Annotated in this window: 7 protein-coding genes; 3 read left to right on the plus strand and 4 right to left on the minus strand. The window is 32.4% G+C overall.

Annotated features, from left to right (window positions below):
• Together HYY52_04845 and HYY52_04850 are read right to left on the minus strand one after the other, a co-directional pair.
• A partial coding sequence (locus HYY52_04845; protein ID MBI2996014.1) for a hypothetical protein occupies positions 1–204 on the minus strand: 204 nt, incomplete at its 3' end.
• A gap of 201 nt (positions 205–405) precedes the next feature.
• A complete protein-coding gene (locus HYY52_04850; GenBank protein MBI2996015.1) occupies positions 406–1,350 on the minus strand; it encodes a right-handed parallel beta-helix repeat-containing protein in 945 nt (314 codons plus the stop codon).
• 245 nt (positions 1,351–1,595) lie between these two features.
• Between HYY52_04850 and HYY52_04855 the strand changes: the two genes are divergently transcribed.
• Positions 1,596–2,807 (plus strand): hypothetical protein, encoded by a 1,212-nt coding sequence (locus HYY52_04855; GenBank protein ID MBI2996016.1) that lies wholly within the window; start codon positions 1,596–1,598, stop codon positions 2,805–2,807.
• On the opposite strand, the gene rpoC is transcribed toward HYY52_04855, so the two are convergent.
• Positions 2,794–8,361 (minus strand): DNA-directed RNA polymerase subunit beta', encoded by a 5,568-nt coding sequence (rpoC, locus tag HYY52_04860; protein MBI2996017.1) that lies wholly within the window; start codon positions 8,359–8,361, stop codon positions 2,794–2,796. The two genes, HYY52_04855 and rpoC, sit on opposite strands and share 14 nt — an antisense overlap.
• A gap of 11 nt (positions 8,362–8,372) precedes the next feature.
• The gene (gene rpoB, locus HYY52_04865; protein ID MBI2996018.1) at positions 8,373–11,843 is read right to left on the minus strand and encodes a DNA-directed RNA polymerase subunit beta; all 3,471 of its coding nucleotides are present in this window, start codon (positions 11,841–11,843) and stop codon (positions 8,373–8,375) included.
• A gap of 425 nt (positions 11,844–12,268) precedes the next feature.
• Between rpoB and HYY52_04870 the strand changes: the two genes are divergently transcribed.
• Positions 12,269–12,637 (plus strand): hypothetical protein, encoded by a 369-nt coding sequence (locus HYY52_04870; GenBank protein ID MBI2996019.1) that lies wholly within the window; start codon positions 12,269–12,271, stop codon positions 12,635–12,637.
• A 30-nt stretch (positions 12,638–12,667) separates the two neighbouring features.
• On the plus strand, positions 12,668–13,180 hold the full coding sequence (locus tag HYY52_04875) for a histidine phosphatase family protein (GenBank protein ID MBI2996020.1): 513 nt from the start codon (positions 12,668–12,670) through the stop codon (positions 13,178–13,180).
• The last annotated feature ends 94 nt before the right edge of the window (positions 13,181–13,274 follow it).

The following is a 13,274-nucleotide window of genomic DNA, read 5'->3' on the forward strand; positions in this document are numbered from 1 at the left end:
AAGTGCATTTGGTTTTTGAGGAAGAATAGTTTGTGGAAGGATTAAATTATCCTCGTTTATTATTTGTTCAGGTTTAAATCTTGTATATTGTCTTTGTTTAAAGTCTTCAAATGTTTTCTTATTTTTTAAATATTTTCTATTAATGTGAACATGAGTTCTACAACCGGATTGTAATTCAGAAGTTTTACTAATTGCAATAGTCATAGTTGTTTAACTTCAGACCGTAATAAATAATTGCAACTACAATACCACAAAGGATTTTGTTTTTTAATCAGGTAAAGTATGGGAATTGAAAATTTAATATTTGTGGAATTAATTAATGAACAAAAACTGTGAAACTTGATTAACGCATCTTAATTGCAATACAGTAAAAACCTTACCTTTGATTAAACTTTTACACACCTTTTATAATCTTCTGATTATTTTATCTTCTTTATTGTTAATCAGTTGATTATTTTTTATAATCACTACACCACTAGGAAAGCCAGGCTCCATCTCAATGCCAACATCATTTTCTTCTATCTTATTATCCCTGACTATAACCTTACTTCTTTTTTTCTCTTCGTTAAGAGCATCGTTCAGGAAAAGTATGGCGTCCACAAGTTTCTTAAATGTATTTTTTTTAATAATTGGGTAAGCGTTTTTATATACTATAATTCCATTTCTTCCTATTGTAGGATTCGGCTGTATTTCAGGATTTTCCAGGTGAAAATAATTTCCTTCAATTAAAGCAGAGCCACCAGCATAATCAATCCCTTCATGTCCACAGTTATAAATTTCATTATTTAATATCCGAGGGCTGACAGGTTTTGCATGACCAATGCAAAGGCAGCACTCAAGAGCATTTCTAATAATGCTATTTGCAATGACTACATTAGAAGACTCTTGAATATTGTTATAACGAGCATATTCAATAATTGCATACTTTAATTTGCCTCGGGAAATAAGTAACCCATCCCAGTCATATGTTGTCGGATTTTCACTATCAGATGTAAAAACAATTCTCTTGTCTGGTGTCCCGATTGCATTTAGTGAACCATCAATTATAATCTGGGTGCTTTTTGTTTCAATGCGATCAGGATCATTAGGGAACGGTGGATCATGCGGATGGTCTTTCCCACCATGCTGGTCATCACTGAAAGCAGAAACTTTAATTACAGTTCCTGGCAATATGGTTAGGGTTACTCCTCTATTTACCCAGATATCACCAGTAACATGAATATTTCCAGACCAGATTTGATCTTCATTTATTTCACCAGAGATATTCTTGAGCTTTTTTTCTTCTTGAGCCCAACTACTTAGTGAAGTATTCCAAATCAGCAAAAGAATTAAAGTAACTATTTTTCTCATACAAAAAGAGTACTTAAATATTACACTTTTATTAACAAGTATGTTGAAAACATAACTGAATTCTTAAAAAATTCTAAATGGTTAAGAAACTCTCGACAAGAGCTTCTTAATCTCTTTAAGATTACCTTGTAAAGTAAAATTCTAATTATCTTTTTAAATTTTTAAATCTGTTAAAAAGATTGTTAGTATTTAGCTTATTTATTTTTTTAAAAAATTATTTTAGAAAACATAAACAAAAATATAAAATGATACAAATAAACAAACTACTAAAGAGCTTATATGGCTATAGTGATGTCAGACCTTTTGATGACTTTAAAGAAAATTATCCGGGTTTTAATAATGATGTTAGCGAGCGGACAAAAGAAGACAAAGAAAAATGGGCAAAGGATACTGCTAGGTTAGCAAAGTATAGTGTTTATTCACATATTGTTGAGTGTCCTCTAAAAATTGTTTCCTACTTTATTAAAAAATCTGATTTTTGCGATAGCATTTGGCTAAAAATAATTTCAGGAACTGAAAGAATTACAGGAACTTTAGGTTCTATGCTTAGAAATCAAATTTATGTGCATAAAGACAGTAAAGGTAATCTAGATGATAACGTTGGCTTGGATAAATGTACAAAAGAAAAACTTGGAGATAATTCTACATATTTACTTTCTCGTACTAATAATTTTATTCAAACAAAAGGCAAGTTTGCTATTGCTGCATTAAGCTTTTTTAATCCAGCATTGTCAAATGACCTTGAGTGGACTGTTGCAAATTTATTTGACAGTTGGTGGTGGAGAAATATGAGTACAAACCTCTCACTTGGCCAGGGTTTTTCTCATAAACTTTGGAATACAGCTTTAGGACCACCTTGTCCTTATGATCACTCAAATGAAAATCATAAAGTTAGCTGGAAAGATATAAAGAATAAAGTAAAAGAACACTTTTTAAATGCAAAAGAGCATTGGAGAAAATACACTGGAGGAGCAAATGAAGAAGTAAAAAAAGAATCTCTTATTGAATTCTGTAAACATGCTGATAAAACAGTTTCTTCCTTTACGCCAATAATAAACATGCTTAGTATATTTGGTGACATTGCAAGACCAATTGCAAGAAGGCTTGATTTAAGTGGATTCCCAAGAGATACAATTAGGATTCTTAGTATTATAGACAGACCACTTATTTGGCTTAATAATATATTTAGATTTCACATACCTGAAAAGCTAATAAAGGAAAAAGACAATAATGAAAATAAATTGTTTAGCTTTTTAGGGCCGCCTGATATTCTTCTTGCATCTACAATATTAGACATAGGTGATTTTGTATCTATTGTTACTGAAGACTTAATTAAAGAAGGAAGTGGAAATTTAAATAATCTTGTTGAAATGGGAAGAAGAACTGCAAAGAGCTTAGAAGATATTTATAAATCAAACAGAAGAAGACGTGCTTTAGAAGATCTTAATTCAAACTAGCTTCTCTCCTGCTTTCCGCAAGAGTTTCTGAAATAGCTTGACCAAAATCAGTAATATTTAATTCTACGGCTTGTGAATGTAAATAACCTGTACCAGCAGGAATTAATCGTCCAATAATTACGTTTTCTTTTAAGCCTCTAAGCCAATCTTTTTTACCCTGGATTGAAGCTTCTGAAAGTATCCTTGTAGTTTCCTGGAAACTAGCTGCAGATATAAAACTTTCAGTATTTAAACTTGCTTTTGTTATACCTAAAAGTATTGGCTTATAGATAGGAGGTTTAGCATCTTTTGATATTAACTTTCTTGCTTTTTCAGTTTCTTCTTTTATATCTCTTAGTTCTACTAATTCACCAGGCAGAAGTATAGTATCACCAGCATCTTCTATCCTTACTTTTCTTGTCATTTGTCTAATTATAATTTCAATATGTTTATCTGAGATTTCAACTCCTTGGCTTCTATAAACTTTTTGAACTTCATCTAAAAGATATTGTTGAACGGCTTCAACACCTAGTAGATTTAAAATATCATGAGGATTTGCAGGCCCATCAGTTAAAGATTCCCCAACTTTTACTTCTTGTCCTTCTTCTACAATAATATTCAATCCTGTAGGTACTTGAATTTCTTTTTGAACATCTCCTGCGACTAAAATAACTTTTTTAGTATCGTCTTCTTGAACTACTTTTACTTTTGCTGAAAGTTCTGACAAAATTGTAGATTCACGAGGTTTACGCCCTTCAAGCAATTCTTCAACACGTGGTAATCCTTGTACTATGTCTGCAGTTTTAATTCTTTCATATATAAGAGATGCAAGTTGATCACCTCGCTGTACTAAATGTCCATTATCACACTGAAGTTGTGCTCCTGCACTAACAAGATATGGCCTGCCTTTTCTTATAACTACTGCTTTTTGATCTAAAGAGACAATTTGCCCTGAACATACTGATTCTGTCTGACCACCCAACTTATCACCAATTTTAATAAATTCTCCAACTTTTACTACTGGCCTTGCTGTTGTTTCTTGTTTAATTAAATCATTACTAGTAATTAAAAGAATTCTTTTTTCTTGTTGAGTACTTAAGCAAACTTCTCCATTAATCCTTGCTAATACCTGTGTCTTTGCTAATGCTACACCAGGTTCAATGTGATCATGATCATCAACTAAAAGTTGAGTAATATTTGTATCTTGCTCTCTTCTTAAAACGACATTTTCTTGTAGTATAATTTGTAGCTCTTGCTTACCTTCATAAGTTTTAGTTAGTTCTACTTTTCCTTTTAAAGTAATTAAGTCACCAGTCATTGTTAGAACTAAACTTGTTTTTGATAATGGTCCGCCATTAAAATTCCTTACCCTTTCACCATCTCTGTAAAGCATTTGAGTAACTGCAAGCAATGCAATGTTTGGATCTGTTGAATAACCTTGAAAGTTAACTTTTTTGGGTTCAATAGAAAAAGATTGAACAGGTCTTAAAAGGAGTCTAACAGTAGCTTTTTCTTCATCTTCAAGTAAGGTTACTAATTTAACAGAGTCTGTTGTAATGCCTGGATAAACTTCCACACCTTCTTTAACGATTTCTCCATCTTCACACTTTAATTGAGTAGCATCTGAAATATCATAAATATCACCATTTCTTACAACAACCTCATGGATAATATCGTTATCAATTTTAATTTCTACAACTCCATCAATATGAGTAAAAACATCTTTGACAATTTCTTGTCCAGCTTTTACTTTTTCTTCATTTTCAACTAATTTTAAACTTACATCTTTACTTAAATAATGAACTTCTTCAGGAATAAAATAAATATTGCCTGGTTGGGTAATAATTCTTGATTCATCTACTTCTAATCCATCATATCTAATCTCACCTGCATTACTTACAGCTAAAACACCATCATCTACAAGTTCAGCAATTACACTTTTATTTTCTATAGTTTCATCAGGTACGACTTTTATTGTATAAAATTCTTCTGGTGTAGTTTTTGTTTCTTTTATCTTCCAGGAATTACCTTGTTTTGTACTTTCAAGTTTTGCATTTTCAGCCCCAACTCTTGCAATTACAATACTTACTTCACGTCCTTGAACTAATCTTTTAATTTTTTCTTTACTAAATTTAGCTTCTTCAACTACAGTTAAATCTTCTTTATAACGAACCTCACCACCTCGCTCAGAAATAATATATGTTTCAGCAAGAATGTTATTTTGTTTAACTTGTTCTCCATCTTTTACAGTTAATCTGCTGCCAGGTGGAAGATTATAAACATCACCTTCCATTACCCAAATTATTCCACTCTTATTTGCAGTTCTTGAGATGTTGCCTTGTCTGTCTCTTCTTTCATCTGCTGAAAATTCTTCAAATAATATTTGTCCAGGATGATCAGCAATGATATCTTTTGTTGCTTTTTCAATTAATTCTTTTTGTCTTATTTCAGTATATTCTGCAATTACTTCATCCTTTTGAACTTTAGTCCCGCTCTCAAAACTAATTTGTGAACCACCAGGTAAAAAGAATTCCATCTTACCAACTTTAATTTTTCCATCTCTTATTGTTTGTAAAACAGGATCCCCATATCTAGTTCTTACTGACCTTGTTGGAATATCGTACTTAACAGTATCAGTTTCAGGAACTCTAATCTGAATTTTCTTTGTAGCTCCAGCAACAACTCCACCAGTATGAAAGGTTCTCATTGTAAGTTGAGTTCCTGGTTCTCCAATTGACTGGGCAGCAATAATACCAATTGCTTCTCCAATATCTACCATAGTATTTGTAGTTAAACTCCAACCATAACACATTTGACAAATGCCATATGGTAATTCACAAACCAGTGGAGATCTTACTCGGAAAGATTTAATATTATTTTCCTCAATTAATCTTGCTTTTTCTCTGTCAATTATTTCATTTCTTTTTATTATAATTTTTCTGTTTATTGTTAAATCTTCTGTAGCAACTCTACCAATTACACGATCTGCAATATCAACTGTTAATTTTTCTCCTTCGTATAAAGCATGAACAAAAATTCCTTTTTTTGTACCACAATCATATTCACGAACAACAACATCTTGTGCTACATCTACTAATCGTCTGGTTAAATAACCTGAGTCTGCAGTTTTTAGTGCTGTATCAACTAGTCCTTTTCTTGCCCCATAACTTGAAATTATGTATTCAGTTACATTTAGTCCTTCTTTAAAGTTTGTCTTAATAGGCAAATCAATAATCTGCCCTTGAGAGTCAGCCATTAATCCTCTCATTCCAACAAGTTGACGAACCTGGCTTATATTACCTCTTGCCCCTGAAAATGCCATCATGTAAACAGGGTTTAAGCGATCAAAATTATCTATTACTTTTTCTGTAAGTTTTTCTGTAGTTTCAGACCAAGTATCAATAACTTTGTTGTATCTTTCAACTTCAGTAATATCTCCTCTTTCAAATTTTTTATGTGCTTCTTCTATTTGTTTTTCAGCTTCAGTAACTAATACTTTCTTTTCTTCAGGTATTGTTAAGTCTTCAATACCAATTGTTACTCCAGCTTTTGTTGCAAATCTAAAACCAAGATTTTTTAAGGAATTGGCTATTTCACTAGCTATTGCAGATCCATATTTCTCATAAATTTCTAAAACTAGCCTAGAAAGTTTCTTCTTATCAATATTTTCATTGATATATTTCATTTTTTCTTTAGTTCTTGATGTTGGTACAATCATTTTAATTACTTGGTTACTTTCAAAAACATTTGCTATAGCCATATTAAAAACAACTCTACCAACAGTAGTGTTTATTTTCTCACCATCATCACCTCTGACATAAATCTTTGCATGTAAATCTAAAATGCCGGCTTCGTATCCACTAACAGCATCCTGAAAGTTATAAAAATACATTCCTGCGCCTTGGCATAATTTAGGATTTAAAGAAGATTTCTTTTCAGCAGTTAAATAATAAATACCTAAAACCATATCTTGTGTAGGTGTTATAGTTGGTTTTCCACTTGCGGGTAAAAGTATATTGTTTGAAGCCATCATTAACATTCTTGCTTCAGCTTGGGCTTCAACAGATAATGGTACATGTACTGCCATTTGGTCACCATCAAAATCTGCATTAAATGCAGCACAAACTAGTGGGTGCAATTGTATAGCTCTGCCTTCAACAAGCACGGGTTCAAATGCTTGAATACCAAGTCTATGTAATGTTGGTGCACGGTTTAATAAAACAGGGTGACCTTGAATAACTTCTTCTAATATTTCCCAAACTATAGGAGTACCTTTTTCAATTTGTTTTTTTGCAGATTTAATATTTTGACATATTTGCCTTTCTATTAATTTGCTTATAACAAATGGCTTAAAAAGTTCAATTGCCATTTCTCTTGGTAAACCACATTGATGAATACCAAGTTGAGGACCTACTACAATAACAGACCTTCCGGAATAATCAACTCTTTTCCCTAAAAGATTTTGACGGAACCTGCCTTGTTTACCTTCAATAATATTTGACAATGATTTTAAAGGCCTTCCATTTGAACCAGTTACAACTCTCCCTCTCCTGCCATTATCAATTAATGCATCTACTGCTTCTTGAAGCATTCTTTTTTCATTTCGGACAATAATTTCTGGAGCACCCATATCAAGCAGTCTTGCAAGTCTGTTATTTCTGTTTATTGCTCTTCTGTATAAATCATTTAAGTCGCTAGTTGCAAATCTGCCTCCGTCAAGTTGAACCATAGGACGCAAGTCTGGAGGAGTTATGGGTAGCACATCTAGAACCATCCATGTAGGATCAGTCTTAGAAGTAATCAAGTTTTCGAGTAGTCTCAGTCTTTTAATAATTTTTGCTCTTCGTTGTTGGCTGCCTGCTGTACTAGTTAATTCTAATCTTAAATTACTAGTTAACTCTTCTAAACCAGAAAGAGATTTTAACTCACCACGCTCTTCGCGTGTTTTAGCATCAGGAAATTCATATACAGGTTTTGCAATTTCTTCTAATATCAACCTTACAGCTTCTGCTCCTATGGCAACTTCAAACTGAGCATTTTCATCGCTTGCTAAAAGTTCATATTCTTCTTCAGAAAGTAGTTGGTGTTTAACTATAGTTTCAACACTTCCAGGATTTAATACTATGTATTGATTAAAATAAATTACTTGTTCTAGATCTCTAAGTGGTATATCAGTTAATAAACTCATATAACTTGGTATACCTTTTAAAAACCAGATATGACACACTGGAGCTGCAAGCTTTAAATGTCCCATTCTATGTCTTCTTACTTTTGATTCAGTTACTTCTACCCCGCATCTTTCACAAACTATTCCTTTATGTCTAACCCTTTTATACTTACCACAATAACACTCCCAATCTTTTGTTGGACCAAAGATTCTTTCACAAAATAATCCATCTTTTTCTGGTTTTAAAGTCCGGTAATTTATTGTCTCTGGTTTTATAACTTCACCAAATGACCAATCCATAATTCTTGATGGAGAAGCAACTTTAATTTGAAGGTGATTAAACCTGTCAAAGATTGACATTCCTTCGAGATTACCATTTGTTTTACTTATAGATTCTTGGATTGTCACTTTCTTATTATTTACTCTCCTTTATCTCCGTTATCTCCGTCAGTTATCTCATCCGTTAACTTTACTTCTTCAATTAACTTTTCCTCACCTCCTTTATCCTCTTCTTTAGAATCACTACTTTTAGGTTCAACAGCAATAGCAGCTAAATCAATAGCAACTGCCTTTGAACGTAATCCTTTTAATTCTTCTTCCAAGCCAATATCTTTACCAGACAAGGAAACACCTAGACGTGCCTTCCTTAATTCATCTTCATCACTAGTTAAATCAATTTCAGAATCACTTCCATCATGTTGTCTTTTTAAAATAGTGACATCCAAGCCAAGTGACTGAAGTTCACGAACTAAAACTTTAAATGATTCTGGAACGCCAGGCCTTGGAATATTTTCACCTTTAACAATTGATTCATAGGCTCTGCTTCTTCCTGAAACATCATCCGACTTAACTGTTAACATCTCTTGTAAAGTATATGCAGAACCATATGCTTCTAGAGCCCAGCACTCCATCTCACCTAATCTTTGCCCACCAAATTGCGCCTTACCACCAAGGGGTTGTTGAGTTACTAAGCTATATGGACCTGTACTTCTTGCATGGATCTTGTCATCTACAAGGTGTACAAGTTTCATCATGTAAATTTTTCCAACTAAACAAGGATTATCAAATGGTTCACCTGTTCTGCCATCAATTAATTTAACTTTTCCATTTTTATCTATCCAATCAATAGAACATTGTGTTTTAGCTTCATTAATTTCATTTAAAACTAAAATCCTACTTGCTTCAGGATCATACATCTCATCAAACGGCGGAACTTCATAATGCTTGCCTGTTAACATTGAAGCTAAACCTAACATAGTTTCATATGTTTGACCTATATTCATACGGCTAGGCACACCAAGAGGATTTAACAAAATATCAACAGGGGTACCATCGGGTAAAAAAGGCATATCTTCAACAGGAAGAATTTTTGCAATAATACCTTTATTACCATGGCGTCCAGCTACTTTATCACCAACTGAAACTTTTCTTTTTTGCGCAACAAATACTCTTACAACTTTATTTGCAACAGGTGGTAACTCATCACCTTTTTCTCTGTCAAAAATTTTTACATCTACAACACGACCACCTTCTCCATGTGGAACCCTTAAAGAATTATCTCTAACATCTCTTGCTTTTTCTCCAAATATTGCTCGCAGTAATCTTTCTTCTGGTGGGTGATCTGATTCACCTTTTGGTGTAATTTTTCCAACTAAAACATCATCTGCAAATACCCTTGCACCAATTCTTACAATACCATTTTCATCTAAGTGCCTTAATGATTCTTCCGATACATTTGGAACTTCCCTTGTAATTTCTTCAGGCCCAAGTTTTGTAGATCTAGCATCAATTTCTAACTTTTCAATGTGAATAGAAGTATAAGTGTCATCCATTACTAATCTTTCACTTATTAAAATTGCATCTTCAAAGTTATAACCTTCCCATGGCATAAAAGCTGCAAGAATATTTTTCCCAAGTGCTAATTCACCACAGTCAGTTGCAGGTCCATCAGCTAAAACCTGTCCTGGAATTATCTTGTCACTTTCTATAACAATTGGTTTTTGATTTAAACAAGTATCTTGATTGCTTCTATTAAATTTTGTAAGAGGATATTGAATCTCACATTCTTCTTGAGATTTATATTTAACCTTTATAACTTGAGATGAAACATAAGTAATTTCTCCATAATCTGTTGCTAAAATTACCATTCCAGAATCTCTTGCTGTTTGTTTTTCAATTCCTGTACCAACATATGGTCTTTCAGTTGTAATTAAAGGAACTGACTGGCGTTGCATATTTGAACCCATTAATGCTCTATTTGCATCATCATGCTCCAAGAATGGAATAAGTGCAGTACCAACAGAAACTATTTGTATAGGGCTCACCCCAATAAAATCTACCTCTTCTGGTGGGACAACTATAAACTCATTTTTATATCTAACTGGTACAAACTCAGTTTTAAAAGCTCCATCTTTATCTACGGGTTCATCTCCTGGTGCTACTCTAAAATTATCTTCTTCATCAGCTGACAAATACTGGATTTCATTTGTAACAACTCCATTTACTACTTTTCTATATGGGGTTTCAATAAACCCGTATTGATTTACACGTGCATGTGTTGCAAGTGATCCAATTAAACCTGCATTTGGTCCTTCAGGTGTTTCTACTGGGCAAATCCTTCCATAGTGACTTGGATGAATATCACGAACAGCAAAACCCGCTCTTTCCCTTGATAAACCTCCAGGACCTAAAGCTGACAGTCTTCTTTTATGTGTAAGTTCAGCAAGTGCATTTGTTTGATCCATAAACTGGCTTAACTGTGATGAACCAAAGAATTCACGAATTGCTGCAATTAATGGTTTAGGATTTAAAAGATTTGCAGGAGTAAGAGTATCTGCATCCTGCAATGTCATTCTTTCTTTTATAATTCTTTCTAACCTTGAAAGTCCTACTCTAAACTGATTTTGTAAAAGTTCACCTACTGATCTAACTCTTCTATTACCTAAATGATCTATATCATCAATTTGACCTTCATCATAATGTAAATTAATTAAGTAATCAATTGCAGCAACAATATCATCTCTAGTTAATACTCTTACATCTTCTGGAATTGAAAGTCCTAATTTCTTGTTTATTTTGTAACGTCCTACCTTACCAAGGTTATATCTTTTATCATCAAAAAATCTTGACTCTAAAATCTGTCTTCCACCTTCAACGCTTGTTGGATCGCCAGGTCTTAGTTTTTTATAAACTTCTATAAGCGCTTGCTCTCTATTATCTGCTGGATCCTTTTCTAATGTTTTTTGTAAAAAATCAAAATGATGGAACAATGTTTCCATTTCATTTACTGTATAGCTAAGTGCTTTTAATAAAGTAGTTGCATATAATTTTCTATTCTTGTCAATTTTTACATGAATAATGTCATTAACATCAGACTCTAGCTTTAGCCATGCACCTCTATTGGGAATTAAAGTTGCATTAAAAGTTCTTTTCCCATTTGGATCAACATCTCTCTTGTAATAAATACCAGGTGATCTAACTATCTGAGAAACTACAACTCTTTCAGCACCATTAACAATAAACGTGCCACGGTCTGTCATCATAGGAATTTCACCTACAAACATTTTATTTTCTTTTATTTCACCTGTATCTCTATTAACTAAACGCATACGAATATATAATTTCTTCGTATAGCTTTGATCATTTTCTCTTGCTTCTTGTGGAGTCTTTGCTTTTTTAGGTTCAGTATGATCTTCAAAAGAATAATTATCATGTAAGAAATAAAGCTCAAGCCGGCCAGTATAATCTCTTATAGGAGAAAATGACTTAAGCTCTTCTGAAAGTCCTTCTCTTAAGAACCATTCAAAGGATGCTTTTTGAATTTCTGCTAAATCTGGAAGGACAGAGGTTCTCTGGCCAGCCTTTGCGTAAGGCTTAATACGCTCAGGCATTTTAACATTCATTTATTACCTCTATATCTTGTTGTCAAATAAATAACTTTTTGAAATTTTAAAGATTTCCTAGAAACCCACCACCAGGCAAGAGTAAAATTATATTTTTCTATATCAAAAAAGTCAATTTGTATATTAAGAAAACCTCTTATAAGAGGTTTCTATTATCTTTTAGGTAATTCCTAAGGTATGGTGAGCTTTGAGCTGGGAGATGAGATGGGAAATTTGTCACTATAGAAAAATAAATAATTTATTAATTTTTACTCCCGTTACTCCAGTTTTAATTTGTCTTCCGAATCATCAAAACACAAAGATTATTTTATTCTTAAATATTTGTGTACATTATAAAAAATCTAGTAACTTTTTAAATGGCTAACATCTTTATATACACTAGTGAAACTAAAACAAAAACCTGAGGAATAAAAATGATTATAAGTATGGACTTTGAAATTAAAAATGAGGAACCTTTAATTGCACAACTTTCTTTGCAACAACTTATTGATCTTGTAATTAATTCTGATAACGAACAAATAAGTTTAAAATCTAGACAAGAACTTATAGCTAGAGGGAAGGATAACATTCCTGCAAGAATAACCATTAAAAAATTATGCAAAGCTTTAGTAATAAATCTAGAAGAAGCAATAAAAAAAATAGACTTTGAAAAAAATATGAGTAAAAGAGACAAATCAGAAGAAGTTAAGTTACTAAGATCTAGATTTTTAACTCTCATTAGTATTGTAGACAAATTACAGTTAGAATGGCAAAAGCACGACATTTCTCTTAAAAAGAGTTAGCAAATTTTATTATTAAGCGAGGCATTAATATTGCATGAAATTTTTATTTTAAGGCATGGCCATGCTGAAGACACTAGTCAAAAAGGAGACTTTTATAGAAAATTAATTAAGGAAGGAAAAGAAAAAGTAAAAAAGCTTGGGTTATTTTTTAACAATTTAAATGAAGAATTAAACCTTGTTTTAACAAGCCCTTTAATCAGGGCAAAAGAAACCGCAGAAATATTTATAAACAATATCCAGCCAAAACCAAATTTAAAAACTGTAGATTTTTTATCTTGTGGTGCAAGCAGTACTGAAATTGTAAGAGGGTTGTTGCCATTTTCTCAAGTAAATAAAATTCTTCTTATTGGTCATGCTCCAGATTTAGAAAATTTTTTAGGGCGGCTTATAGGAGCTAAAAATATAAAATTAAAAAAAGGAGCACTTGCAAAAGTTATATTAAATAATGGAATTGAACTTTCGGGTGAATTAGAATGGCTTATAATTCCAAAACTAATTAACGCAACTTTGAAAATTAATCTCGAGAAAAGGCGTAATTCTTGAAAATATTAAAGTTTAAACAAAAATAGATGGCCTACATATTAATTCCTGGCATTGGTAGTTGTAATTGCTTAAAGGCATACTCTGTTCCACCAAC

Source organism: Candidatus Melainabacteria bacterium, from assembly GCA_016193285.1.
GTDB lineage: Bacteria > Cyanobacteriota > Vampirovibrionia > 2-02-FULL-35-15 > 2-02-FULL-35-15 > JACPSL01.

Bases quoted from the DNA above. Each gene is read 5' to 3' on its own strand.
- HYY52_04855 (MBI2996016.1), top strand. From the start codon at position 1,596: ATGATACAAATAAACAAACTACTAAAGAGCTTATATGGCTATAGTGAT.
- HYY52_04850 (MBI2996015.1), bottom strand. From the start codon at position 1,350: ATGAGAAAAATAGTTACTTTAATTCTTTTGCTGATTTGGAATACTTCA.
- HYY52_04870 (MBI2996019.1), top strand. From the start codon at position 12,269: ATGATTATAAGTATGGACTTTGAAATTAAAAATGAGGAACCTTTAATT.
- rpoB (MBI2996018.1), bottom strand. From the start codon at position 11,843: ATGCCTGAGCGTATTAAGCCTTACGCAAAGGCTGGCCAGAGAACCTCT.